The organism is Halomonas sp. 328 (genome assembly GCF_015645095.1).
Classification (GTDB): domain Bacteria; phylum Pseudomonadota; class Gammaproteobacteria; order Pseudomonadales; family Halomonadaceae; genus Bisbaumannia.
In genome coordinates this window covers 21,082-46,597 of sequence record NZ_JADOTW010000021.1, presented here as the reverse complement: position 1 = coordinate 46,597, position 25,516 = coordinate 21,082, and the positions used below count along the sequence as shown (strand labels likewise).

Here is a 25,516-nt window from a genome sequence, read left to right as displayed (position 1 = left end):
GAAGTGCCGGCTCCCGGGCGGAGCCGGCGGGGAGTCCCGCGAGAACGATAGCGTGATAACATTAAGGCGATTCTTATGAAGGCGTGCCGCCGCTTCCCATGGCGAGCCTTCCCTGGATCGTCGCTTCCTGGAGATGGCATGACACTATTGCGTGGCTTCCTGTGGCTGCTCGGTTTCCAACTGCTGGGGCAACTGGCCGTCGAGTGGCTGGCGCTGCCGGTCTCCCCTGCCATGGCCGGGCTGCTGTTGCTGCTGGCCTGGCTGCTGGTAACGCGGCGGCTGAACGAGGGCGTGGCCGCGGCGAGCCAGGCGCTGATACCGCTGCTTGCGATGCTGATCATGCCCGGGGTGGTGGGGGTCTTCTTCGTGATCGACGAGTTCGCCGGCCACTGGACGGCGGTGATGGTGGCCCTGGTCCTGGGGACCCTGCTCAGCGTGCTGACCACCTTCTGGCTGATGCGGCGCCTGATGCCCGGGGACGCCGCGAGCCTGGATGATAGTAAGGAGTCGCGGCCATGAGCGCTTATCCGATGCCAAGGGACGATGCGAGCCTCGATAGCGAGGAGCCGCAATCATGAGCCATTGGCACGCCGTCCTGGACGGCCCGATCCTGGCCATCGCCCTGACCCTGGCCGCCTATCTCGGCGGGGTGCGCCTGTTCGAGCGGCTCGGCCGGCCGAACTGGTGTCCGGCGGTGTTGATCGGGGCGCTGCTGACCGCGGCGGGCCTCTGGCTGCTGGGCATCCCCTATGCCGATTACCGGCACGATGTCGCCTGGCTGACCCTGCTGCTGGGCCCGGTCACCGTGGCCCTGGCGGTGCCGCTCTATCAGCAGCGTCGGCATATCCTCGCCCTGTGGAAGCCGATCCTCGGCTGCCTGCCACTCGCCGCCGCCCTGGCGGCCTGCTATGCGGTGGCGATCGCCTGGCTGCTGGGTGCGCCGCCCGCGGTGCTGGCCTCCCTGGCACCGAAGTCGGTGACCGCGCCCCTGGCCATCGGCATCCAGGAGCAGATCGGCGGCTCGCTGTCGTTGATGCTGGGCGGCCTGCTGATCACCGGGGTCGTGTCGACCCTCTGCGTGACCTGGCTGGCGCGCCTGCTCGATATCCGCGACCCGCGGCTGATCGGCTTCACCCTGGGCGTGAACGGCCACGCCATCGGCACCGTCCGCGCCTTCGAGCTCGGCCCCACGGCCGGCGCCTTCGCCTCCCTGGGCATGAGCCTGACCGGGGTCTTCACCGCGCTCTTCCTGCCGCTGGCCTGGCGGCTTACCGGCTTCTGAGCGACGGGCCTCTTTCAGGCCTGGATCAGCACCCGCTCGCCGTCCAGGCGCACCGCCCAGGTGCGCAGGCGGATATCGTCGTGCTCCAGGCACTGGCCGTCGGTGAGACGGTAGTGCTCCTTGTAGATCGGCGAGGCCACCACCAGATGCCCCTTGAGATCGCCGACGATGCCCCGGGCGATCACATTGGCCTTGGCGATGGGGTCGTGGTGATCGATGGCGAAGAGTTCCTGCTCTCGGTCGGGGGTGGCGGGAAGGTAGAAGAGGGCCACCTGGGCTGGGCCCTCGGCGGTCTCGATCCAGGCGGCGACGCCGGAGAAGGGCACCAGGTCGGCGCGGTCACAGAGAGGTTGCCAGGTCATCTCGGTCTCGTGCTTAAGGGCGGTAGCGGTGGTCATGGGGAGTCTCCATTGGTGCGGCCCGGTGGGGTCAGACCCCGCTCGAGTCGCAGCCGGTTGTCGGGCATCGTGCTAGCGGTGCTGGCGCCGCCGGGGTCTGACCCCTGGCGGCGTTTCATCACGCAGGGCGCAGCTGGCCGCGCTCGCTGGTCATGATGATGTCCGGGTCGGGGCGGCTGTCGTTGACGAAGCTGCGGAAGCGCTTGAGCTTCTCCGGGTCCTTGATGGCGCCCGCCCACTCGCACTCGTAGCTGTCCACCACCGCCTGCATCTGGCGCTCCAGCTCATCATTGATGCCGAGGCTGTCCTCCAGGACCACCTGCTGCAGGTACTCCAGGCCACCTTCCAGGTTCTCGCGCCATACCGAGGTGCGCTGCAGGCGGTCGGCGGTGCGCACGTAGAACATCAGCACGCGATCGATGGTCTTGACCAACTGCTCGTCGTCGAGGTCGGTGGCGAACAGCTCGGCGTGGCGGGGGCGCATGCCGCCGTTGCCGCAGACATAGAGGTTCCAGCCGTTCTCGGTGGCGATCACGCCGATGTCCTTGCTCTGGGCCTCGGCGCACTCGCGGGTGCAGCCGGAGACGGCGAACTTGATCTTGTGCGGCGAGCGCAGGCCCTTGTAGCGATGCTCGAGCTTGATCGCCATGCCCACGCTGTCCTGGACGCCGTAGCGACACCAGGTGCTGCCGACGCAGGACTTCACGGTGCGCAGCGACTTGCCGTAGGCGTGACCGGTCTCGAAGCCCGCCTCGATCAGCTCGCCCCAGATCGCCGGCAGGTCCTCCTGGCGGGCGCCGAAGAGGTCGATACGCTGGCCGCCGGTGATCTTGGTGTAGAGGTCGTACTTCTGCGCCACCTGGCCCAGCACCACCAGCTTGTCCGGGGTGATCTCCCCGCCGGCGATGCGCGGCACCACCGAGTAGGTGCCGTTCTTCTGCATGTTGGCCATGAAGGTGTCGTTGGTGTCCTGCAGCGGGATATGCGCCGCATCGGTGATCGGCTCGTTGAAGCAGGACGCCAGGATCGAGGCCACCGCCGGCTTGCAGATATCGCAGCCCAGGCGATGGGTGTGTGAAGCGCCATGCTTTTCCATCAGCTCGCTGAAGGTCTTGATGCCCTCGACGCGGACGATGTCGAAGAGCTCCTGGCGGGTGTAGGCGAAGTGCTCGCAGAGGGAGCGGTCCACCTCGACGCCGCGGCTCTCCAGTTCATGGTCGACCACGCTCTTGAGCAGGGCCGCACAGCCGCCGCAGCCGGTGCTCGCCTTGGTGTCGCCCTTGACCGTGGCGAGGTCCGCGGCACCGGCGTCGATGGTCGTGCAGATATCGCCCTTGGTGACGTTGTGGCAGGAGCAGATCATGGCGCCGTCGGGCAGGGCGTCGGGGCCCAGCGCCGGGGCGCCGTCGCTGGAGGGCAGGATCAGCGCGGCGGGATCCTCGGGCAGCGCCAGGCCGTTGGCATAGTACTGCATCAGCGATTCGTAGTAGCTGTTGTCGCCGACCAGCATGGCGCCGAGCAGTTTCTTGCCGTCGCCGGAGACCACCAGCTTGCGGTACTCCTGCTTGATCTGGTCCAGGTAGCGGAACATCCGCGCGCCGGGGTGCTGGGTGCCGTGGGCGTCGCCGATGGAGCCCACGTCGACGCCGAGCAGCTTGAGCTTGGTGCTCATGTCGGCGCCGCGGAAGGTCTCGGGGTCACGGCCCAGGGTATCGGCCATCAGGGTGTCGGCGGTGACCCGGGCCATCTGGTAGCCGGGGGCCACCAGGCCGAAGATGCTCTGGTTCCACAGCGCCACCTCGCCGATCGCCAGGATCATTGGGTCGCTGGTCAGGCAGCGGTCGTCGATCACCACGCCGCCGCGCTCGCCGATCTCCAGGGCGCTGTCGCGGGCCAGCTCGTCCCGGGGGCGGATGCCGGCGGAGAAGACGATCAGGTCGGCCTCCAGCACCTTGTCGTCCTGGAACACCATGCGATGGCGGCCGGTGTCGCCGTCCTCGATGCGCTGGGTGGCGCGCTCGGTGAGCACCTGCACGCCCAGCGCCTCGATCTTCTCGCGCAAGAGCTCGCCGCCCTCGGCGTCCACCTGCATGGGCATCAGCCGCGGGGCGAACTCCACCACGGCGGTGTCGAGATTCAGGCCGCGCAGGGCGTTGGCCGCCTCCAGGCCCAGCAGGCCGCCGCCCACCACCACGCCGGTGGTGGCGTTCTCGGCGGCGGCGCGGATGGCGTCCAGGTCCTCCAGGGTGCGGTAGACCAGGCAGCCCTCCCGGTCGTTGCCGGGAATCGGCGGCACGAAGGGGTAGGAGCCGGTGGCCAGCACCAGGCGGTCGTAGGGGTAGCGGCCCAGGGGGGTGACCACCTCGCCTTTGTTGCGGTCGATGGCGGTGACGGCCTCGGAAAGGCGCAGTTCGATGCCGTGCTCGGCGTAGTAGTCCGCGGTGGAGAGGGCCAGGGACTCGGCGTCGCGGTCGGCGAAGTACTCGGAGAGGTGCACCCGGTCGTAGGCGATATGGCGCTCCTCGCCGAAGACGGTGATGGCATAGCGCTCGGTGGCGCCGCGTTCGACCAGTTGCTCGACCAGGTGGTGGCCGACCATGCCGTTACCGATGATGATCAACTGCTGTTGCGTGGACATGTTATGCGGCCTCCTTCACGGGGCGGGGCTGAGTGGCAGAATTGGGATCGTCGAGCAGGGCGTCGGCATCGGCCGCGCCCAGCAGCAGGGCAGGGCGGCAGGCGCCGAGATCGCGGCCGGCCTGGGCCTGGGCGAAGTACCAGGGGCCCATGGCGGTATCGCCATAGAGCACGGCGCCCTCCAGGCGGCCGTCGCGCAGCAGCAGGCGGCGGTAGTCGCCCTGGTCGGGGTCCTGGTAGACCAGCACCTCGTGGTCGTCGTCGGCCTCGGTGGGGCCGAAGGCGTAGAGGGCGATGCCGCTGATCTTGAGCTTGGTGGCGGTCGCGGCCTCCCGGTAGCCGGGCGTCGGCTCGCCGCACAGGCGCGCGGCCAGCACCTCCACCTGGCGCCAGATCGGCTCCACCAGGCCATAGGTGTGGCCGGCGAACTCGCAGCATTCGCCGAGGGCATGGATATGCGGATCGGAGCTGGTGAGGTGGTCATCGACCCGGATGGCGCGGCCCATGGCCAGGCCGGCAGCCTCGCCCAGTTGGGTATTGGGGGTGATGCCGGCGGCGATCACCACGCAGTCGGCGGGCAGCCGGCGCCCGTCCTCCAGGTGCAGCGCCGCCACCCGGCCGCGGCCGTCGTCCTCCAGCCATGCCAGGCGCGCGCCGGTATGGATCGCGAGGCCGCGGCCGCGAAGCTCTTCCTCCAGCAGGGCGGCGGCGGTGGCGTCGAGCTGGCGGTTCATCAGCCGGTCGGCGCGTTGCAGCACGCCGGCCCGGGCGCCGCGCTTGCGCATGCCCTCGGCGGCCTCCAGGCCCAGCAGGCCGCCGCCCACCACCAGGGTCTCGGCACCGCTATCGGCGGCGGCCATCAGCGCCTCGGCGTCGTCCAGGTCGCGGAAGCCGTGCACGCCCGCCAGCTCGATGCCGGGCACCGCCGGCATGGCCGGCCGCGAGCCGGTGGCCAGCACCAGGCGGCCATAGTCGAGGGTGCGTCCGGCGTCGGTGGTCAGGCGCCGGGCCTGGCGGTCGATCCCGGTCACCCGCTCGCCGAGGATCAGCTCGATGCCCTGGTCGGCGTACCAGTTGGTATCGCGCAGGGTCAGGGCGTCGCGGGCCATCTCGCCGGCCAGCCAGGGAGAGAGCAGGATGCGGTTGTAGGCCGGGGCGGTCTCCTCGCCCAGCACGATGATGCGTGCCGGCCGATCGGCCCGCTTGATCAGGGCCTCCACCAGCCGGTGGCCGGCCATGCCGTTGCCGATGATCACCAGGGGCTCGTCCGGGGTGAGTTGAGGCATGGGGAGCGTCTCCTGTCGTGGCGAAAACCAAAAACGGCGTCTTCCCCGGGCCCGTAGGCCAGGGGAAGACGCCGTTGTCTGAATCCTGTCGGGGCGATCGCCGTTGATGCCCCGTGCTGATCAAGAACCTTCAAGAACCCGGCCAAGATGCCGGGGTAAGACGATTTTTTACGTGATTACATAGGGTTGCTATTCGGCTGTGGATCCGGGGACGCGCCACCTTTGGCGTCCTCTGCACCGGCCTGGTGCAGGGCCGCGTCGTAATGCACGGGGTCATGGCAGGTGCGCAGGCTGGCCAGGTCCAGGCGCCGCCCCTCCCGGCGCAGGGCCTGGTCCAGGTGCTCGGCGAAGCCGGCGGCGCTCTCGGGATCGGGGCGCAGTACCTCACTGCCGCACAAACGCTGGCGAATCGGCGTCTCGTTGAGGGGCAGCCGCGAGAGGTGGGCCACCGAGCGATCCAGGTAGGGGGGCAGGGCCAGCCACTCCAGGGTGCGCCGGGCATGGCCAGGATCCGCCGCCAGCCAGTCGCTGGCCTGGTGCAGGGCGGCGATCAGCCGGGCCAGGGTGGTCGGATAGCAGCGCGCCCAGGAGCGGGTCACTCCCAGCACCTTCTCCGGGGCCTCCGGCCACAGCTGGGCGCCGGTGGCGACGATGCGCCCCGCGCCCCGGTGCTGGGCCAGGCTGCCCCAGGGCTCGCCGACACAGAAGCCGTCGATCTCCCCGGCCTCCATGGCATCCACCATGCGCGGCGGCGGCAGCACTACCAGCTCGACGTCGCGGTCCGGGTCGAGGCCGCCCAGGTCGAGCCAGTGGCGCAGCTGATAGTGCTGGCAGGAGTAGGGGTAGACCATGGCCAGCCGCGGTGGGCGGGACAGCGTCGGCAGGGCCGCGGCCAGGGCCTGGGCGCTGCGTGCCGGGTCCACCGCCAGGTGGGCGTGGCTGGCCTCGGCGAGGCGCTCGGAGAGCACCAGGGCGTTGCCGTTGCGGGACAGGGTCACCGGGGCCAGGGTCTCGCAGGGGGCCCGGCCCAGCCCCAGGCTCATGGCCAGCGGCAGGGGGGCGAGCATCTGGGCGCCGTCGAGCAGGCCGGCGGCCACCTTGTCGCGCAGGGTCGACCAGGTGTTCTGGCGGGCCAGGGTCACGTCCAGGCCCTGGTCGGCGAAGAAGCCCGCCTCCCGGGCGATCACCAGCAGGGCAGAGTCCAGCAGCGGCACGAAGCCCAGGGTCAGGTCGGGACGTTCGGCATCCGGTAGGAAGGTCATAGGCCGTTCTCCAGGCGTTCGAGGATATCGATGACGTTGTCGGCCACCTGGGCGAGACGCTGGCCACGGTCCATGGCCAGCTTGCGCAGCATGCGGTAGGCCTGCTCCTCGTCGGTATTTTGATGCTTCATCAGCAGTCCCTTGGCGCGCTCGATGCGCTTGCGCTCGCTGAGCTGGTTGCGGGTCTTGTCCAGCTCGCGGCGTAGCGACTGGAAGGCGTCGAAGCGGGCGATGGCCACCTCGATGATCGGCTTGACCCGGCCGGGCACCAGGCCGTCCACCACATAGGCGCTGACCCCGACCTTGAGGGCGGCCTGGAGGGTCTCCGGGTCGTGCTGGTCGGCGAAGAAGACCACCGGGCGGGGGTTCTCGCGGTTGAGCAGCGCCATGCTGTCCAGGGTGTCCCGATCCGGGGACTCCATGTCGATGATCACCACATCGGGGGCATGGCGAGCAACCATCTCGTTGAGGCTGGCGGGGCTGGTCAGGCGGCAGATCACCCGGTGCCCCTCGTGGGTCAGGGCCTCCTCGACCATGGCGGCGCGCACCACTTCGTCGTCGACCAGCAATATCTTCAGGGAGGTGGGTGGGGACATAACGGGACTCGCTGGAAGATCAGGTCTTATGCCTAAGCAAGAAACGTTCCAATTGTCCGGGGATCGGGAGAGGGAAAATGGGGCTATCGCTGTCGCAGGCCTCTTGCAGGCAGCCCGGGGCTACCCTGGGGGCAGGCCATCGCGGGGCGCTGTAAACCCCTCCCTGGGCGCTACTTTTGCCATCCCTGGCAAAAAACCCCCGCTCCATCCTGCCCCCAGCGCCCCTCATCAACTCGGCGGCGATAACCCGAGGGAGGGCATCGGCCTCCAGGCGGCTCGTCGATGGCCCGTACTGGAATGAGCCACCCTCGGCCTGCGCCGCCGGGGTGCAGTCACGCCTGAAGGTGCCTTCTTATGGTGCGTGGGGTATCGCGGGGGCGCCGGGCGGGACCGGCTTCTCCATAGATAAAAATTGAATAATCAATAACTTGCTAGTTGCTAGCGTGAGCATGGCACAGGGCTTGCTTTAATCGAGGTAACCCGGGACCAATGGCGGTCCTATTGATAGCAGCAGTTCAGCGAACACGACAATGGCGTCCTGCCCACGGCCTAGCGGCCGAGGGAGGGCGCCATCGTCGTTTCAAGAGGCAAACCTATGCATCAGGCGCGAACCACCTGTCCGTACTGCGGCGTCGGCTGCGGCGTCGTGGCGGAGCTGGAGGGCGAGCGGATCGTCGGCGTCAGCGGCGACAGCGAGCATCCGGCCAACTATGGCCGCCTCTGCGTCAAGGGCTCGGCCCTCCACGAGACCCTCGGCCACCGGGGGCGCCTGACCCGTCCCCGGGTCGATGGCGCCGAGGTGGACTGGGAGACGGCGCTCGACGCCGTGGCCGAGCGCCTGGCGGCGACCCGTCGCGAGCACGGCGACGGCGCGGTGGCGGCCTACCTCTCCGGGCAATTGCTCACCGAGGACTATTACGCCGCCAACAAGCTCTTCAAGGGCTTCCTCGGCACCCCCCACCTGGACACCAACTCGCGGCTCTGCATGGCCTCGGCGGTGGCCGCTTACAAGCGCAGCCTGGGCGCCGACGCCGTGCCCTGCAGCTACGAAGACCTGGAGGAGGCCGAGCTGGTGGTGCTGGTGGGCTCCAACCTGGCCTGGAACCACCCGGTGCTCTACCAGCGCCTCAAGGTGGCCAAGACCCGCAACCCCTTGATGCGGGTGGTGGTGATCGATCCCCGGGTCACCGACAGCTGCGAGATCGCCGACCTCTACCTGGGCCTCAAACCCGGCAGCGACGCCCGGCTGTTCACCGGCCTGCTGGCCTGGATGGCCGACAAGGGCAAGCTCGACCGGGTCTACCTGGCGCAGCACACCCAGGGGTTCGACGAGGTCCTGGCCGCGGCCCGGGAAGACGATGCCTCGGTGGAGGCCATTGCCGCCGACTGCGACCTGGACCCGGAGCGCCTGGAGACCTTCTACTACTGGTTCGCCAGCCAGCTGCATGTGGTGACCCTCTACTCCCAGGGGGTCAACCAGTCCTCCAGCGGCACCGACAAGTGCAACGCCATCATCAATTGCCACCTGGCCGGCGGCAAGCTCGGCCTGCCCGGGGCCGGGCCCTTCTCCATCACCGGCCAGCCCAACGCCATGGGCGGCCGCGAGGTGGGCGGCCTGGCCAACCAACTGGCCGCCCATATGGACTACCACACCCCGGGCGCCCTCGACCGGGTGACCCGCTTCTGGACCACCGGGTCGCTGACCCCGACCCTGCCCGAGGGCCCCGGCCACAAGGCGGTGGAACTCTTCGAGGCCATCGAGCGGGGCGAGGTCCGGGCGCTATGGATCATGGCCACCAACCCGGCGGTCAGCCTGCCCCGAGCCGATCGGGTGCGGGCGGCACTCGAGAAGTGTCCGCTGGTGATCGTCTCCGAGTGCATGGCCGATACCGACCTGCTGGCCTATGCGGATATCGTGCTGCCGGCATCGAGCTGGTCGGAGAAGAATGGCACCGTGACCAACTCCGAACGGCGTATCTCCCGCCAGCGCGGCCTGTTGCCGCCGCCGGGGGAGGCGAAGCACGACTGGTGGATCATCACCCAGGTGGCGCATCGCCTGGGTTATGGCGAGGCCTTCGACTACTCGCATCCTTGCGAAATCTTCGACGAGCACGCCCGGCTCTCCGGCTTCGAGAACCTTCCCGGCACCCCGGGCGAGCGGCTATTCGATATCTCCGCGCTGGCCGGGCTCGATCGCGCCGCCTACGACGCCCTGGCGCCCATCCAGTGGCCGGTCACCACCGCCGCGCCCCAGGGCACCGCCCGGCTCTTCGAGGATGGTCGCTTCGCCACCCCGGATGGCCTGGCCAGGCTGATCCCGGTGCGCCCGCGGGCCCCCGAGCAGGCGCTCTGCGAGGCGCGGCCGCTGCGCCTCAATACCGGGCGCATCCGCGATCAGTGGCACACCATGACCCGCACCGCCCGGGCGCCGCGGCTGATGAATCACCGCGCCGAGCCCTTTATCGAGATCACCCCCGAGGATGCCCTGGCGCTGGGCGTCGGTGACCAGCAACTGGCCCGGCTGCGTGGTGCCGGCGGCGACTACCTGGGCCGGGTGCGGCTCACCAAGGGGCAGCGCCGTGGCGAGGTATTCGTGCCCATGCACTGGAGTGATCGCTTCAGCGGGAACGCGCGTATGGGCAGCCTGCTGGAGGCCCACCTCGATCCCGTCTCCGGCCAGCCCGAGTCCAAGCATGGCGCCGTGGCCCTCGAGCCCCTGGCCGTCGCCTGGGAGGCGACCCTGCTGGTGGCCGATGACCTGGCGGTGACGCCCGGCTGGTGCACGGAGGCCGCCTACTGGGCGCGTATCCCCCTGGCCCATGGCCAGCGCTGGCAACTGGCCGGGGCCCCCGAGAGCGCCGGTCGCGACTGGCTGGCCTGGGTGACGCGCGAGCTGCCGGTGGCCCCGGCGCTGTGGCTCGACGATCCCACCGGTGGTCGGCTGCGCGCCGCCGGGATCGAGGACGGACGCCTGCGCTGGTGGCTGATGGTGGGCCCCCCGGCGGAGCTGCCGGGGCTGGCCTGGCTCGATGAACGTTTCGCCGAGGCCGCCCGCGGCGAGGCCCTGGCCCCCGAACGCCGGCGCCGCCTGCTGGCCGGTTGCGACGATGGCGCCGCCGATAGCGGACCGGTGGTGTGCAGCTGCCACCAGGTGGGCCAGAAGGCGATCGTCGCGGCGATCCGCGGCGGTGATATCAGCGTCGAGGCGCTGGGCGCCCGGCTGGCCTGCGGCACCCAGTGCGGCAGCTGCATTCCCGAACTCAAGTCTCTGATCGAAGAGCACCGCACGGCGTGTGCCGCGGAGGAGAAGGCCCCATGCGAACCCTGAATCAGACCCTCAAGACTCGCGCCTTATGGTACGCCCTGCTGGCGCCGCTGCGCGGCCTGGCGCGGTTGATCGGTGCCCCCGCTCCCTGGCGGACCGATGGCGCGGATCACCGGAAGGGCACGGCCCTGGGCGGTGACTGTCGCCCCGGCAGCGTCTACCTGGTGGGGGCCGGCAGCGGCGCGGCGGAGCTGCTGACCCTCAGGGCTGCCCGCCTGCTGGGCGAGGCCGATGCGGTGGTCTATGACCGCTTGGTGGGGGATGAGGTGCTGGCGCTGATTCCTGCCCACCGGGAGCGCTACTATGTGGGCAAGGCGAGTGGCCACCATAGCGTGCCCCAGGCGGAGATCGGCGAGCTGCTGGTGGAACTGGCGGGGCAGGGCAAGTCGGTGGTACGCCTCAAGGGCGGCGACCCCGGGGTCTTCGGGCGCATGGGCGAGGAGCTCGCCGCCCTGGATGCGGCGGGGGTGCCCACCGAGATCGTGCCCGGCATCACCGCCGCCTCGGCGGCCTGCGCCGGCATGGGCATCCCGCTCACCGACCGGGCCCATGCCCAGCAGCTGCGCCTGGTCACCGCCCAGCTGTGCCGCGCCGACGGCGAGCCCGACTGGGCGGCGCTGGCGCGTCGTGACGAGACCCTGGTGTTCTATATGGGCCTGGCCAAGGTCGAGGCGATCTGCGACGGGCTGCGCGGCGCCGGCCTGCCCGACGACTGGCCGATCATGTTGGTGGCCAATGCCAGCCTGCCCGAGCAGCGGGCGCTGATCGGCACCCTGGCTGAGATGCCCGCGAAGTTGGCGGCCGAGCCACTGCCCTCGCCCTGCCTGATCGTCGTGGGCAGCGTGGTGCGGATGGCGGCGAGCCGGGCGAGCCTCAAGGCGCTCGCCGAGGCTCGGTTGGCCGAGGCCTGATTCGGCACGAGAAGAGGGAACCCCCGGGCGCGGTGCCAGTCATAGAGGCGCCGGGAGGCGGTGTTCGCCTCCTGTGACGTCCAAGGAGTGTTCCGATGAAGACCGGCAAGATTCGCGATAACGCCCTCAAGGCCGCGCTACGCACCCCGCTGTTCAAGCAGCGGCGCGAGACCCCCAAGAAGGGCAAGGGCAGCTACTCACGCAAGGGGCGGGCGCCTCGCCAAGCGGCCTGAACCGGCCGTTTCGCCAGGCGTCTGCCCCTGACTGCGGAGTTGTTGCCGATTGCCTATTACCTATTTACGCCTTAGCCGCCTGGCCCGACATGAAGGAGAAGGACAATCGCGAGCCCCCATAGTGTCAGCAGCGTATTGGATACCGCATAGGGAACCGTGTAACCCAGCATGGGCACATTGCTCTTGGCAACTTCAGATACCATGGCACTCGAAGCCGTAGACGTCCTTGCGCCACCGCAGCAGCCAAGGTTTATTGCTGGATCAAGCCGAAAGATATACTTACCGATCAGCGGGGCGAGTATCATAGGCATGCCGGTAGCAAAAAGGCCGGCGAAGAAGATGCCAAACCCCGCTTGCTGAAGGCCTGATATAAAAGTAGGACCTGCGCTGATACCCACCACCGCAATAAAGACGTTCAGCCCCACCGAGTTCATGAACCAGAGCGTTGACTCCGGAACATTGCCTATTCTCGGATTGACCGTGCGATACCAGCCAAGAAGAATACCCGCTACCAGCGCACCGCCTGAAGTGCCCAGCGTGATGGGTACGCCATGAATGGGCAGGATCAGCGAGCCAATCAGCCCTCCAATGCAAATCCCTAGCCCGACCAGAACCATATTGGTGATGGTGGCGGGCCTATCAGCATAGCCTAGCGCCTCGACTACCCTGGCGGTATGCATGGCGGTGCCCGAGATGCGCACGATGTCACCACGGTGAAGCTTGGTATTGGCCAGGATCGGGACTTCCACGCCAGCGGATCCGCGGCGAATGCTGTTCAGATAAACCCCGCGGGCAAAGGGCTCCTGTGCCAGCTCGATCAACTGACGCCCATTGGCGGACTTGGCGGTTACGAGAACGTCTACAGCCTCCACCGGGATATCGATGAGCTCTCGATCCTCCACTTCCTCGGTCATATTGGACAGTGTTACCAGCGCTTGCCGACGGCCGGAGACTGCCACCACATCGCCTGCTTTCAGAACCAGGTCGGGGCTCGGCTGAACGCGTTGACCATCTTGTCGCAACCCCTCGATAAAGAGCCGCTCACCCGCCGCTGCTTCTGCCTGGGCAACGGTCAACCCATCAACGCGACCGCCTGCCGGGATGCGGAAGGCCCGTATTTCATGCTGGTTCCAGGCGCTTTCCATGCCACCTTCCGGGGCCCCGACAGAGTGCTCACGCTCGTATCGTGCACACTCAGCGGCGATGTCAACGCGAAGCAGCTTCGGGCCGAGGTAAGCCAGAATCCAGCCAGTCCCTACCGTGCCGAAGATATAGGTGATGGCATAGGCAACAGGAATGAGGTTTTCCTGTGCGACGATCTGCTCTGGCGACATGCCGGTACGGGCCATGGCATCCGTGGCGATCCCGATGGAGGCAGAAATCGTTTGCGAACCTGCCAGCAGGCCAGCCGCCAATCCTGGGCCATACCCTGCCACCATGGCGGCACCCGCCACGCAGGCAAGGATGACCACACAGACCACGACAGCAAACAGCGCTTGGGGCAGGCCATCTGAAGCGACACCTCGGACGAACTGTGGCCCCACGCCGAATCCCACGGAAAACAGGAACATGATAAAGAAGATCGACTTGATCTGATCCGATATCTCGATGCCAAGCTGCCCAACGATAATCCCGGTGAGTAGTGTTCCTGTGACTGCGCCGAGGCTGAATGAGCCAAACTGTCTTGCGCCTACCCAGTAACCCAGCGCCAAGGTGATGAAAATAGCAAGCTCAGGGTGACTTCGCAGCGTGGTCGGAGTCCATTCGATGAGATGCTCAATCATGTTGCTCGTTCCTTGAAGGCGTTGATTGATCGTTGCCCGCATGGGCCGGCCGCTTTCGACAGTCCATGGTCTACGGTCTTACGGCAGCATATTACAACACAGCCTGAGTATTGATTTTAGTGAAGGCGAGGGCGGTGTCAGGCCATTTTTTGTATGCATATGATTTTGTTGGATTTTTATCCGAATTTCGGTCGATTCATGGTGCTGAATACCCATTCTTCAGAAAAAAATCATGAAAAACAACGGTTTGATTAGGTTTTCATGATTTTTACAAAACTTGTAGTGAAAACTCCATGTGAGCGGTCTATGGTTTTCTCACCGTCGTAATGCAAAGCATGGAGAAGCTGGCATGGCTGATCAGAATGACCTGTCCATGGACAAGATGTCGCCCTGGGATATGTTCAACATGGAAGTGCCCGAAGATCATATGCCGCGACACGGTGTGCACCCGCGTGCGGCCAAGGCCATTGTGAACAGCGAGGCTTGGACAGACGCGCGTCCCGAGATGAATCTTTCATCTTTCGTCACCACCTTTATGGAGCCAGAGGAAGTCGAGCTGGCGCGGGAACACATACTCAAGAATCATATCGATCATGACATGTACCCGCAGCTGTTCAGCATGGAACGGCGAATGGTGAAGTGGCTGCATGCGCTCTGGAATGGGCCTCAGGATGTCGAGTCCTACGGGGCTGCGACCGTTGGCTCATCCGAGGCTTGTATGCTTGCGGGGCTCGCTCACAAGTGGAATTGGCGACAGGCGCGTGAGCAGGCAGGCAAGGATGCGACGCGTCCCAATATGGTGACAGGTGGTAACGTTCAGATCGTCTGGAAGAAGTTCCTACGCTACTTTGATGTTGAGCCCAGAATCGTTCCCCTTAAGCCGGGAAATTATCGCCTGACGGCCGAGCATCTGGATGAGTATGTCGATGAGAATACCATTTGCGTAGTAGCGATTGCTGGCCAGACCTTCACCGGAGAAGACGACGATATTCAGGAAATTCACGATTGGCTGGATGATTACGAGAAGCGTACCGGTATCTCTATACCCATGCATATCGATGGGGCGTCGGGTGGTTTCGTCAACCCCTTCTGCTATCCCGACTACGAATGGGATTTCCGCCTACCAAGAGTGCAGTCGATCAATGCCTCGGGACACAAGTTTGGGCTCGTACCTCCGGGACTTGGCTGGATCGTCTTTCGAGAAAAGAGGGTGTTTAATGAGGACCTGATTTTCTACGTCAATTATCTGGGCGGCGAAATGCCGACCGCAACGCTCAATTTCTCGCGCAATGCCGTACAGATTGCGCTGCAGTATTATGGCTTCATACGTTTGGGGTTCGAGGGCTATCAGCGGATCATGATGAAAACGGTGGAGAACTCCCAGTATCTCCGTGATCTTCTGGTGGAGAGCGGATACTTCACTATCATGAACGAGACTCAGCGCATTCCTGTGGTTGCGCTGACGCTGAAGGATCAATACAGGAACTTCAACGAATTCGATGTCTCGGCCAAGGTTCGCGAGCGCGGTTGGGTGCTCTCCGCCTATACAATGCCGCCTGCGGCCGAGGAGGTTCGCTCGCTGCGTGTGGTGGTTCGCCCCCATCTCAATAGAAATGTCCTCAAAGGGCTTGCGAGCGATATCGTGAGCGCCTGCAAGTGGCTGGAGGAGCACGGAGGCAACACTACGCCTCCCCAGCTCCACTCCCACTCCTCCGAATCCTACAAGGTGTCACCCAGCAAGTGTTGAGATAAGGCGTGACGATTGTCTGCCTTGGGAGGCGCGAGCCTGATATGGCCCACTCGCCTCCCATAGCCTCGGCGGCCTGACGCGGCCGTTTCGCCAGGCGTCTGTCCTCTCTCCTTCGCTTCCCCCCAGTTTTCGTACAAAGCCTAGTCACGCTTCCTTCAGGCCCTCACCCGAGGGCCTTGTGCATGATATGGGTGTCCACCAGGCCCTCCCGGGCGTGGCGGTAGGCGTCCGGCACGGTGCCGACGATGGTGAAGCCCAGCGCGCGCCATAGCCGGATGGCGGCGTGATTGCTGGCCACCACCGCATTGAACTGCATGCCGCGATAGCCGGCCTCCCGGGCCACCCGCTGGGAGTGTTCGCACAGTGCCCGGGCCACGCCGCGGCCGCGGGCCTCGGGGGCGACCATATAGCCGCAGTTGCAGATATGGTCGCCGGGCCCGGCGGCATTGGGCTTGAGGTAATAGCCGCCCAGCACCTGGCCCTCGGCCTTGGCCACGAAGCTGAACTGGGGAAGTTCGCACCACAGGTGATAGGCCTGCTCATAGGTCAGCGCCGGATCCAGGGCATAGGTCTCCCGGGCCTGGACGATGGCCCGGAAGGTGGGCCAGAAATGCGCGAAATCCTCGGGGCTGATGGGGGTGATCTCCATGGGGGCTCCGGTCAGGGGTAAAGGGGGGTGGCGATACGCCAGTCGGCGGCGCTCAGTCGATAGAGGCAGTGGAGGCACAGCGGATGGCTCGGGGGCAGGGCGGGATGCTCGAAGGTCTCGGCGCGACGCATGCCGAGTCGCCTCATCACCGCCTGTGAGCGGTGATTGTCGAGGCTGGTGAAGGAGACCACCTCGTCGAGCCCCAGCGAGTCGAAGGCCACCGCCAGGGCGGCCTCGGCCGCTTCCCGGGCATAGCCGTGTCCCCAGTAGGGTCGCGCTAGGCGCCAGCCGATCTCCACACAGGGTGCGAAGGGTAGGTCGTCCCGGGGGATATGCAGCCCCACGAAGCCGATAAAGGACGCCTGTAAGGACGTTTCTGCTTTCGCCTCCACCGCCCAGAACCCCCAGCCCCGCTCGGCGATCCGCTCACGAATGCGTTCGGCCAGGGCATCGCTCTCGGCGCGGCTCAGCAGTGCCGGGAAGTGTGCCATCACCTCCGGGTCGGCATTGAGGGCGGCGAAGGGCGCCAGGTCGCTCTCCCGCCACTGACGCAGCCGCAGGCGCGGTGTCTTGGGTTCGATAAGGCGTGTCATGTCGGTTCTCGGTGACAAAAAGGGCCGGCATGATCACCGGCCCTTAAACACGGGTAGAGACTCGTTACAGCTGGGCGAGGATGGTGTCGGCGCTGCTCTTGTCGACGCCCTTCTCGTCGACGCCCAGGTACTCCACGACACCGTCGTTGGCGATCAGCGCGTAGCGCTGGCTGCGTACGCCCATGCCGGCGGCGGTGAGGTCCTTGCTCAGGCCGATGGCCTCGGCGAAGTCGGCGCTGCCGTCGGCCAGCATGGTGATGGCCTGGGCATTCTGATCCTTCTGCCAGGCGCCCATCACAAAGGCGTCGTTGACCGAGGTGCAGACGATGGCGTCCACGCCCTTGGCGAGGATCTCGTCGGCCTTGATCACGAAGCCCGGCATATGGGTGTTGGAGCAGCCCGGGGTAAAGGCGCCGGGCACGGCGAAGAGCACCACCTTCTTGCCGGCGAAGAGGGTATCGGTGTCGATCTCCTCGGGGCCCTGGGCGCCGTTGGTCTTGAGGGTCAGGTTGGGCAGTTTGTCGCCGATGGCAAGACTCATGTCGGGGATCCTTCTCGTCGATGGAATCGGTCGCGCCGGGGCATCCCCCGGCGCGACCAATGTAGCAGGAGCGGCGTCTCCCGGAGAAGCGCCGTTACTCCTGCCGGGCGAAGGCGGCGAAGACCTCGGCGCCGGTCATTTTGTGAGTGGGGTTGGCGAAGTCGTAGAAGGCGGGCTTCTCGTCGACGAAGATCTCGGCCTCGAAGCGCCAGGCGCGACCGTCATCGATCAGGCCCACCGGCACGGCGACATGGCCGCCCTCCTTCAGGCGATAGAAGAGGTGAGTGCCGCAGCGGCTGCAGAAGCCGCGCTCGGCCCATTCCGAGGAGGCGTAGGTGGCGACGTGCTTCTCGCCGTGCAGGGTCATGGCCGCCACCGACTCCAGGGCCAGCAGGGGGCCGCCGCCCCAGGTGCGGCACATGGTGCAGTGGCAGGCGCCTACCTTGGCGTCGCCGAGGCTCAGTTCCAAAGTCACGGCGCCGCATAGGCAGCGTCCATTGGCGGTCATCGACATGGCGGTCTCCTCCTTGAGTGTGGTTTGGCCTTGCAGTGTAGTTCACCGCTCAGCGGTAGCCCTTGGCCTGGAGGCGGAACAGCCGGGCATAGCGGCCATCCCGGGCCAGCAGCTCGGCGTGGGTGCCGCGCTCGAGGATGCGGCCGCGATCGATCACCAGGATCTGGTCGGCGGCGCGCACCGTGGAGAAGCGGTGGGAGATCAGGATGGTCATCTTGTCGCGGCTGTGCTCGCGGAAGCGGGCGAAGACCTCCGCCTCGGCGGCGGCGTCCATGGCGGCGGTGGGCTCGTCGAGCACCAGGATATCGGCGCCCTCGCGCATATAGGCCCGGGACAGGGCGATCTTCTGCCACTGGCCGCCGGAGAGCTCCTGCCCGCCCTTGAACCAGCGCCCCAACTGGGTGCGGTAGCCGCCGCCCAGGCGCTCGATAAAGGCGTCCGCCAGGCCCAGGCGGGCGGCGGCCTGCCAGCGGGCTTCGTCCTCGAAGGCGGCCACGTCGCCGACCCCCAGGTTCTCGCCGACCTGCAACTGGTAACGCACGAAGTCCTGGAAGATCACCCCGATGCGCCGACGCAGGGCCTGGACGTCCCAGTCGCGCAGGTCGCTGCCGTCGAGCAGGATGCGCCCCGCCGAGGGGGGATAGAGGCGCGTCAGCAGCTTGATCAGGGTGGTCTTGCCGGAGCCGTTCTCGCCCACCAGGGCCAGGCTCTGGCCCGGGCGCAGGTGCAGGTCGATGCCCGCCAGCACCGGGGTCTCGGCGCCGGGGTAGGTAAAGGCGACCCCCTCTAAGCGGATGCCATCGCCGGGAAGCTCGCCCGCGGTCAGGGTGCCGGCGTCGTGCTCCACCGGCTGCTCCAGGTACTCGTAGAGGTTGGAGAGGTAGAGGTTGTCCTCGTACATGCCGCCGATGGCGGTGAGTCCCGCCGAGAGCGCCGCCTGGCCCTGCTTGAAGACCATCAGGTACATGGTCATCTCGCCCAGGGTCAGGGCGCCGCCTACCGTCTCGATCACCACCCAGGCATAGGCGCCGTAGAAGGCCAGGGTGCCCAGCAGGCCGAGCAGGAAGCCCCAGCTGTCGCGGCGGATGGTCAGACGGCGATCCTCGCCGTAGAGGGTCTCGAAGATACCGCGATAGCGGCCCAGCAGCAGCGGCTCCAGGCCGAACAGGCGCACCTCCTTGATGCTGTCCTCCCGGGCCAGCACCGTCTCCAGGTACATCTGCATGCGGGTCTGGGGCGAGCGCCAGCGGAACAGCCGGAAGGCGTCGCCGGAGAACTTGGCCTCGGAGAGGAACACCGGCAGGGCACCCACCACCAGGATCAGCAGCGCCCAGGGCGAGAAGCCCACCAGCAGCACCCCGAAGCTGACCAGGGAGATGCCGTGCTGGCCCAGGGCGAAGGTCTTGTTGACCAGCGCCAGGGGGCGGGTGGAGGCCTCGCGGCGGGCCCGGGTCAGCTTGTCGTAGAGCTCCGAGTCCTCGAACTGGGCCAGCGACAACTGCCCCGCCTTCTCCAGGATCAGCACATTGACCTTGTGCCCGAGCTGGGCGCGCAGCAGCGACTGCTGGGCGGAGAGGCCGCGCTGGGCCAGGGCGATCAGGGCGATCACCCCGGCCTCGGCCAGCACATAGCGCAGCACCGGCCAGAGGCTCTCGAAGGTCGGCGCCTGGCCGCTCTCCCGGTGGGCCGCCATGGCCGCCACCACCGCATCGACGATCAACTGGCCGAGCCAGGCCGCCACCGCCGGCAGTACCCCGGCCACCAGGGTGCAGACCGCCAGGCCCAGGGTCAGCGGCCGCGAGGTCTCCCACACCAGGCGGATCGCCCGGCGGCTATAGCGGAAGACGCCGAAGAAGCCGGCGAAGGGATTGGCGGGGGGCGTGGGCGGGATGGGGGCCGACACGGCGAGGACTCCGGCAGAGCAGAAGGGCCGAGTGTAGCAGAGCCCAGCGTTAGCGCCTTGTCGGTCGGGTAAGCCTGCCTTGCCGCTGAGGACCGGGGCTATCCTGGGGGCAGGCCATCGCGGGGCGCTGTGAACCCCTCCCTGGGCGCTACTTTTGCCCTGCTTCGCTCTCGCATCCTGCTCCGCTTGCAGGACCGGTGCTGGCCATCCCTGGCCAGCCCGTTCGGAGGAATCCTCCTCACCCCTGGCAAAAAACCCCCGCTCTGCCCTGCCCCCAGCGCCCCTTGGCTATGCCAACGCTGGAGGAGGGAACACTGGCGAGCGGGGCCAGGTCTGGCATCATAGGACTCGTCTATCACTGCTACCCCGAGGGGGGGGACGCTTGGATCATCGTCAACTCGCCTTCCTGGCCGCCCTGGCCCGGGAGCGCCACTTCGGCCGCGCCGCCGCGGCCTGCCATGTCACCCAGCCGACCCTCTCGGCGCGGCTGCGTGGCCTGGAGGAGGAACTGGGGGTACGGCTGATTCGCCGGGGGCGTCGCTACGAGGGGCTGACCCCGGAGGGAGAGCGGGTGCTGGGCCATGCCCGGCGCATCCTCGGCGAATTCGAGGCGCTGCGCGGCGAGCTGGCCCCGGATGCGCCCCTTACCGGGCGCCTGACTCTGGGGGTGATCCCCACCGCCCTGGGCGCCCTGGCCGCGCCGCTGGCCGGCCTGCGGGCGACCCATCCGCGGCTGCGGGTGCGCCTGCGCGAGCTGGCCACGCCGCGCCTGGCCCAGGGGCTGGAAAACGGCGAGCTGGACCTGGTGCTGGGCTACCTGGATGCCCCGGCCATGGCCGGCTTCGCCCATCGTCCCCTCCACGCCGAGCGCCCGGCGCTGCTCGCCTCGCCACGCCACTTCCGCTTGCCCGAGGCCCCCGACTGGACGAGCCTGGGGGACTATCCCCTCTGTCTGCTGACCCCGGAGATGCATAACCGCCAGTTGCTGGCGGCGCGCCTCCAGGCGCAGGGTGAGTCCCCGGGGGAAGCCTCGACAGCGCCCCTGAACGAGTCCCTGGAACCCCAGTTGGAGGCCAACTCCATCGCCGCCCTGCTGGCGATGGTGGGGGCCGGGCTGGGGGTCGGCGTATTGCCGGAGGAGTGCCTGCCGGCCACCGCTTCCGGGATCCTCGCCCGGCGACTGCCGGGGCCGGGGGATCGGGTCGGCCTGCTGTGGCGGCCCCAGCGGCCGCGCAGTCGCCTGCTGGAGGAGGTGCTGGCGGCCTGGCCGGCTTCCTCCTGAGTCGTTTGATAGATGGCATCTATGATGAGATCGCTCGCCTCCATTGGCGAGGGAGCGACGCCCCCGAGTAGGCTGTCGGCATCCGTTGCTGTCCCCGGGGCGACCCCTGATGCCTATCACTGCGACCTCCCTTGTCACGACTCCAGCGCCTGCCGCGGCGCCACTACGGCGCCGTGCCCGCTTCGATGGTGCCGCGACCTATCGGGATAGCCGCCGGCGGCCGCTGCGCGACCAGAGCGGCCCCTGTGAAGCGCCCCTGACCCTGCTGCTCAACGACCGCCCCATGGCGACCCTGTTGGCGACCCCGGAGTCCCTGGAACCGCTGGCCCTGGGCCATGCCTATACCGCCGGCTGGATCACCCGGGCCGATCAGGTCACCGAAGTGCGTCTGGCCCGGCTGCGCCATGGGTTGGCGGTGCATCTCTCGGTGGCACCGCGGATCGAGGCCCAGGCCCTGGCGTTGCGGCGTGCCGCCCCCTCGCTCTCCAGCTGCGGCGCCTGCGGGCTGGCCGAGGAGGGGCAACTGCTGGCCGGGCTGCGGCGTCTGCCGGCACGGCCGCCCCTGGCGGCGGCGGCGCTGCGGCGCGGCCTGGAGGCCTTGAACACGCATTCGGCGCCGGGCCTGCATCTCGCCCTGGGGCTGGATGCAGGGGGGCGCCCCCTGACCCTGGGGCGCGATATCGGTCGCCATAACGCCCTGGACCGGGTGATCGGCGAAGGGCTGCGTCGGGGGCGCGATCCGGGGCGGCACTTCGCGGCCCTGCTGGTCTCCAGCCGCTGCAGCCTGGAACTGGTGCACAAGGCGGTGCGTGCCGGCATCACCACCCTGGCCACCCTGGCGCTGCCCTCCGATATGGCGGTGGAGGTGGCCCGGGCCTGTGACCTCAACCTGATCTGTTGCCACCGCGGCCGTGACCTGGAGCTGCTTAGCGGCCAGGCCCCCGATACCCCGGAGAACCTGTTATGAGCCAAGTCGACACCTCGCCCGAGGCGACACTGCCGTTGACCGAGAAGCGCCTGGCCGGCACGCCCTCCCTGGCCCCTTACCATGGCCCCGCCGGGGGCTGGGGCGCGCTGAAGAGCGTCGGCCGCCAGCTGGCGCGCAGCGGTGCCCCGTTGACCGGGGTGCGGGCGCTGCTGGCGATGAATCAGGCCGACGGTTTCGACTGCCCGGGCTGTGCCTGGGGCGACCCGACCCATGGCGCCGCCTTCGAGTTCTGCGAGAACGGCGCCAAGGCAGTGGCCTGGGAGGCCACCGCCAAGCGGGTGGGCCGCGACTTCTTCGCCCGCCATGCGGTGAGCGAACTGCTGAATTGGGACGACTGCCGCCTGGAGGCCCAGGGCCGCCTCGTCGAGCCCCTCTACTATGATGCCGCCACGGATCGCTATCGGCCCATCGGCTGGGACGCCGCCTTCGCGCTGATCGCCGAGCGCCTGGCCGGCCTCGATGACACGGATCGGGCGCTCTTCTACACCTCGGGGCGGGCCAGTAACGAGGCCGCCTACCTCTACCAGCTGTTCGTGCGCCTGTACGGTACCAACAACTTCCCCGACTGCTCCAATATGTGCCACGAAGCCAGCGGCCTGGGCATGACGGCGAGCCTGGGGGTGAGCAAGGGCACGGTGCGCCTGGAGGACTTCGAGGCAGCGGATGCCATCTTCGTGCTGGGCCAGAACCCCGGCACCAATCACCCGCGGATGCTGGGGGACCTGCGCCGGGCGGCGGAGCGGGGCGCCACCATCGTGGCCATCAACCCCCTGCGCGAGCGCGGCCTGGAGCGCTTCGCCGACCCCCAGCGCAAGGTCGAGATGCTGCATGCCGGCAGCCACCCCATCGCCGGCCACTATGTGCAGCCGCGGCTGGGCGGCGACATGGCGCTGCTGCGCGGCCTGGCCAAGGCGCTCTTCGCCAGGCAGGCGGCGGGCACCTTCACCCCGGATCGCGCCTTTATCGAGGCTCATACCCGGTGCTACGCGGCCTGGCGGGAAGCGGTGCTGGCCTGCGACTGGGCGACGCTGGAGGCCCAGGCCGGCGTGGGGCGGGAAGAGATGGCGCGCCTGGCCGAGATCTACGCCGGCGCCCCGCGGGTGATCATCACCTGGGCCATGGGTATCACCCAGCACGAGCACTCGGTGGCCACGGTGCGCGAGATCATCAACCTGCTGCTGCTGGGCGGCCATGTCGGTCGCGTCGGGGCCGGTGCCTGCCCGGTACGCGGCCACTCCAATGTGCAGGGTGACCGCACCATGGGCATCGACGAGACGGCACCGACCTGGCTGCTGGATGCCCTGGAGGCGCGCTACGGGGTGCCCATGCCGCGCCACCCCGGGCTCAATACCAAGGGTGCCCTGCAGGCCCTGGAGGCGGGGCAGGCCGAGGTCTTTATCGGCCTGGGCGGCAACTTCGCCCGGGCCACCCCGGACACGCCGCGCACCGAGGCGGCCCTGCGCCGGGCCGGGCTGACGGTGCAGATCAGCACCAAGCTCAACCGCAGCCACCTGATCACCGGGCGGGAGGCGCTGATCCTGCCCTGCCTGGGGCGCAGCGAGATAGACCGCCAGGGCCCCGAGGGCCGGCCCCAGCGCATCAGCGTCGAGGACTCCATGTCGGCGGTGCATGCCAGCGCCGGGCGCCTGACGCCGGCCTCGCCCGAGCTGCGCTCGGAGCCGGCCATCGTCGCCGGAATCGCCGCGGCGACCCTGGCCCGGGTGCTGCCGCGGCGGGGTATCGATCCGACGGTGGTGGACTGGACGGCCCTGGTGGCGGACTACGACCGTATCCGCGACGAGATCGCCGCGGTGATTCCCGGCTTCGCGGACTTCAACGCCCGCTTGGCGGCGCCCCGGGGCTTTACCCTCGACAACCCGGCCCGCCGGCGTGACTTTCCCACCGACTCCGGACGCGCCGAGTTCGCCGCCGGTGGCCTGCCCGAGGCGGTGATGCACCAGCGCCTGGCCGGGCGCCCGGGCTGGCTGACCCTGCAGACCCTGCGCAGCCACGACCAGTACAACACCACCGTCTATGGCTATGACGATCGCTATCGCGGGGTCAAGGGGCAGCGCCGGGTGCTCTTCGTCCATCCCGACGACCTGGCGCGGCTGGGCCTGCGCGCCGGCGACTGGGTGGACCTGCTGGGGGAGTCTTATCGAGGAGAGAGGCGAGGCGAGCCGCGCCGGGCGCCGGCCTTCCGCCTGGTGGCCTATGACACCCCGCCGGGCTGTTGCGCCGCCTACTACCCGGAGACCAATGCGCTGATGCCCCTGGAGCGGGTGGGCGAGGGCAGCGATACCCCGGTGGCCAAGGCGGTGGCGGTGCAGCTGGTACCCAGCCGCCGCCTGGCTTAGCGTCACGGAAGCTGGGATCGTGGTGGGGTTGGCTTAGCGTCGATGCAGCCAGGGCGAGACCCGGCGGACGACTCGCGGCATCACCACATAGACCACCAGGGCGACGATGGTCGCCGCCACCAGCCCATGGCGCAGGCCCCAGGTCTCGAGTACCGGGGCGACCCGGAACAGCGGCCACCAGAGCAGCGGTACCAGGATGGTCAGGGGCCAGATCACTGAGGTGGTGATCAGCCACTGCTTCCAGCGCACCGGCACCTTGGCGCCGGACTCCGGGGGGGTGAACCAGAAATCGATACCGCTGAGGATTTCGAGGCGCTCGTCCTGGGCGAGTTCCGGCTGGATCACCGCCAGCAGCTCCCGGCGCTCGTTGGACTCTCGCCAGCGCTGGGCATCTTCTTCGCTGGCGAAGCGCACCGCGATCTCGTAGTCCTGGCCCTGTGCCGGCGGGCGCAGGATATGCACCCCCTGGTGGCCGGGGAAGCGCCCGGCGGCCTCGATGATCTGGCGCAGCCAGGTCTCGTAGCGCTCCCGGGCCTCGGGCCGAACCTTATGGTGAATCTGCAGGGTGGCGCCGTCGCAATGGATATCCGCGGGAGGGGAGGTATCGCTCATGGGGTCTCTCCATCGGTGGGATTCAGGCGGCCGAGGGTATTCACCAGGCGGTGGCAGAGGGCATCGAGGCGCTGGCGCACGGCGTCTTCCTCCAGGTCGCCGTCCTCGCCGAAGGCCTGGGCGGCGCGGGGCAGGGCCAGGGGGTTGGGTAGCACCATCACCCCCAGGTTGCCGAGCAGCTGGCGGGTCAGGCCCAGGCTGCGCATGCCGCCCAGGGCCCCGGGGGAGGCCGCCACCACCGCCGCCACCTTGTCGGCGAACAGGGCCAGGCCGCTGCGCTCGCCATCGGGACGGGTCATCCAGTCCAGGGTGTTCTTGAGCAGCGGGGTGGGGAAGCCGTTGTACTCCGGCGAGGCGATCAGCAGCCCCTGGTGCTCGGCGAGCAGGGCCTGCAGGCGCCGGGCCTGGGCCGGCAGCCCCTCGGCGGCCTCCAGGTCGCCGTCGTAGAGGGGCAGGGGGTAGTCCTTGAGGTCGATCCGGGTGACTCGGGCGCCGTGGCGCTCCAGGGACTCGGTGGCGAGCCGGGCCAGGTGGGCGTTGTGGGAGCCGCGCCGGGTACTGCCGGCGAAGACCAGGATGCGGGGGCTGTCGCTCATGGGGCCTCCTTGGCTGG

At 68.0% G+C, this 25,516-nt stretch carries 22 protein-coding genes; 9 read left to right on the top strand and 13 right to left on the bottom strand.

Annotation, left to right across the window (positions count from 1 at the left end; translation table 11 throughout):
* Positions 1-138: 138 nt before the first annotated feature.
* Together IHD13_RS11955 and IHD13_RS11950 are read left to right on the top strand one after the other, a co-directional pair.
* The gene (locus IHD13_RS11955; protein WP_195861280.1) at positions 139-519 is read left to right on the top strand and encodes a CidA/LrgA family protein; all 381 of its coding nucleotides are present in this window, start codon (positions 139-141) and stop codon (positions 517-519) included.
* Between the two features lie 55 nt (positions 520-574).
* Positions 575-1,282: an LrgB family protein gene (locus IHD13_RS11950; protein WP_195861279.1), complete on the top strand. Its 708-nt coding sequence runs from the start codon at positions 575-577 to the stop codon at positions 1,280-1,282.
* Between the two features lie 14 nt (positions 1,283-1,296).
* Here the strand turns inward: IHD13_RS11950 and nirD are convergent, their stop codons facing one another.
* The 5 genes from nirD to IHD13_RS11925 form a co-directional block, all read right to left on the bottom strand.
* Positions 1,297-1,680 carry a nitrite reductase small subunit NirD gene (nirD, locus tag IHD13_RS11945; protein ID WP_195861278.1) on the bottom strand — a complete coding sequence of 128 codons (384 nt, stop codon included), beginning with the start codon at positions 1,678-1,680 and terminating at the stop codon, positions 1,297-1,299.
* Between the two features lie 118 nt (positions 1,681-1,798).
* Positions 1,799-4,318, bottom strand: a complete 2,520-nt coding sequence (gene nirB / locus IHD13_RS11940; RefSeq protein ID WP_195861277.1) for a nitrite reductase large subunit NirB — start codon at positions 4,316-4,318, stop codon at positions 1,799-1,801.
* A gap of 1 nt (position 4,319) precedes the next feature.
* Positions 4,320-5,603 carry an NAD(P)/FAD-dependent oxidoreductase gene (locus IHD13_RS11935; protein WP_195861276.1) on the bottom strand — a complete coding sequence of 428 codons (1,284 nt, stop codon included), beginning with the start codon at positions 5,601-5,603 and terminating at the stop codon, positions 4,320-4,322.
* Between the two features lie 176 nt (positions 5,604-5,779).
* Positions 5,780-6,865: a CmpA/NrtA family ABC transporter substrate-binding protein gene (locus IHD13_RS11930; RefSeq protein ID WP_195861275.1), complete on the bottom strand. Its 1,086-nt coding sequence runs from the start codon at positions 6,863-6,865 to the stop codon at positions 5,780-5,782.
* Complete coding sequence (locus IHD13_RS11925) at positions 6,862-7,461, bottom strand: ANTAR domain-containing response regulator (protein WP_195861274.1); 600 nt, start codon at positions 7,459-7,461, stop codon at positions 6,862-6,864. The genes IHD13_RS11930 and IHD13_RS11925 overlap by 4 nt, the downstream gene beginning before the upstream one ends.
* A 595-nt stretch (positions 7,462-8,056) precedes the next feature.
* On the opposite strand from IHD13_RS11925, the gene IHD13_RS11920 reads away from it, so the two are divergent.
* The 3 genes from IHD13_RS11920 (at position 8,057) to arfA (ending at position 11,930) form a co-directional block, all read left to right on the top strand.
* The gene (locus IHD13_RS11920) at positions 8,057-10,789 is read left to right on the top strand and encodes a nitrate reductase (RefSeq protein ID WP_195861273.1); all 2,733 of its coding nucleotides are present in this window, start codon (positions 8,057-8,059) and stop codon (positions 10,787-10,789) included.
* Positions 10,777-11,697 (top strand): uroporphyrinogen-III C-methyltransferase, encoded by a 921-nt coding sequence (gene cobA, locus IHD13_RS11915; protein ID WP_195861272.1) that lies wholly within the window; start codon positions 10,777-10,779, stop codon positions 11,695-11,697. The genes IHD13_RS11920 and cobA overlap by 13 nt, the downstream gene beginning before the upstream one ends.
* A gap of 95 nt (positions 11,698-11,792) precedes the next feature.
* The gene (gene arfA / locus IHD13_RS11910) at positions 11,793-11,930 is read left to right on the top strand and encodes an alternative ribosome rescue factor ArfA (RefSeq protein ID WP_195861271.1); all 138 of its coding nucleotides are present in this window, start codon (positions 11,793-11,795) and stop codon (positions 11,928-11,930) included.
* Positions 11,931-12,001: 71 nt separating this feature from the next.
* Here the strand turns inward: arfA and aspT are convergent, their stop codons facing one another.
* Complete coding sequence (gene aspT, locus IHD13_RS11905) at positions 12,002-13,714, bottom strand: aspartate-alanine antiporter (protein ID WP_195861270.1); 1,713 nt, start codon at positions 13,712-13,714, stop codon at positions 12,002-12,004.
* A 349-nt stretch (positions 13,715-14,063) separates the two neighbouring features.
* Between aspT and IHD13_RS11900 the strand changes: the two genes are divergently transcribed.
* Positions 14,064-15,461, top strand: a complete 1,398-nt coding sequence (locus IHD13_RS11900) for a glutamate decarboxylase (protein ID WP_195861269.1) — start codon at positions 14,064-14,066, stop codon at positions 15,459-15,461.
* Positions 15,462-15,627: 166 nt separating this feature from the next.
* Here IHD13_RS11900 and IHD13_RS11895 read toward each other — a convergent pair whose 3' ends face one another.
* The 5 genes from IHD13_RS11895 to IHD13_RS11875 all read right to left on the bottom strand — a co-directional run bounded on the left by IHD13_RS11895 (position 15,628) and on the right by IHD13_RS11875 (position 19,664).
* Positions 15,628-16,113: a GNAT family N-acetyltransferase gene (locus IHD13_RS11895; RefSeq protein ID WP_195861268.1), complete on the bottom strand. Its 486-nt coding sequence runs from the start codon at positions 16,111-16,113 to the stop codon at positions 15,628-15,630.
* Positions 16,114-16,124: 11 nt separating this feature from the next.
* Positions 16,125-16,706 (bottom strand): GNAT family N-acetyltransferase, encoded by a 582-nt coding sequence (locus IHD13_RS11890; RefSeq protein WP_195861267.1) that lies wholly within the window; start codon positions 16,704-16,706, stop codon positions 16,125-16,127.
* A gap of 64 nt (positions 16,707-16,770) precedes the next feature.
* Positions 16,771-17,247 carry a peroxiredoxin gene (locus tag IHD13_RS11885; protein WP_195861266.1) on the bottom strand — a complete coding sequence of 159 codons (477 nt, stop codon included), beginning with the start codon at positions 17,245-17,247 and terminating at the stop codon, positions 16,771-16,773.
* A 94-nt stretch (positions 17,248-17,341) separates the two neighbouring features.
* A complete protein-coding gene (locus IHD13_RS11880) occupies positions 17,342-17,761 on the bottom strand; it encodes a GFA family protein (protein WP_195861265.1) in 420 nt (139 codons plus the stop codon).
* A 49-nt stretch (positions 17,762-17,810) separates the two neighbouring features.
* On the bottom strand, positions 17,811-19,664 hold the full coding sequence (locus tag IHD13_RS11875) for an ABC transporter ATP-binding protein (protein WP_326838349.1): 1,854 nt from the start codon (positions 19,662-19,664) through the stop codon (positions 17,811-17,813).
* Positions 19,665-20,046: 382 nt separating this feature from the next.
* Between IHD13_RS11875 and IHD13_RS11870 the strand changes: the two genes are divergently transcribed.
* The 3 genes from IHD13_RS11870 to IHD13_RS11860 all read left to right on the top strand — a co-directional run bounded on the left by IHD13_RS11870 (position 20,047) and on the right by IHD13_RS11860 (position 24,291).
* The gene (locus IHD13_RS11870; RefSeq protein ID WP_195861264.1) at positions 20,047-20,946 is read left to right on the top strand and encodes a LysR family transcriptional regulator; all 900 of its coding nucleotides are present in this window, start codon (positions 20,047-20,049) and stop codon (positions 20,944-20,946) included.
* Between the two features lie 109 nt (positions 20,947-21,055).
* Positions 21,056-21,913 (top strand): formate dehydrogenase accessory sulfurtransferase FdhD, encoded by an 858-nt coding sequence (locus IHD13_RS11865; protein WP_195861263.1) that lies wholly within the window; start codon positions 21,056-21,058, stop codon positions 21,911-21,913.
* Positions 21,910-24,291, top strand: coding sequence for an FdhF/YdeP family oxidoreductase (locus IHD13_RS11860; RefSeq protein ID WP_195861262.1), 2,382 nt, complete (start codon positions 21,910-21,912; stop codon positions 24,289-24,291). Before IHD13_RS11865 ends, IHD13_RS11860 begins: the two co-directional genes overlap by 4 nt.
* Positions 24,292-24,324: 33 nt before the next feature.
* On the opposite strand, the gene IHD13_RS11855 is transcribed toward IHD13_RS11860, so the two are convergent.
* On the bottom strand, positions 24,325-24,903 hold the full coding sequence (locus IHD13_RS11855; RefSeq protein ID WP_195861261.1) for an antibiotic biosynthesis monooxygenase: 579 nt from the start codon (positions 24,901-24,903) through the stop codon (positions 24,325-24,327).
* Positions 24,900-25,499, bottom strand: coding sequence for an NADPH-dependent FMN reductase (locus IHD13_RS11850; RefSeq protein WP_195861260.1), 600 nt, complete (start codon positions 25,497-25,499; stop codon positions 24,900-24,902). Before IHD13_RS11850 ends, IHD13_RS11855 begins: the two co-directional genes overlap by 4 nt.
* Positions 25,500-25,516: the final 17 nt, after the last annotated feature.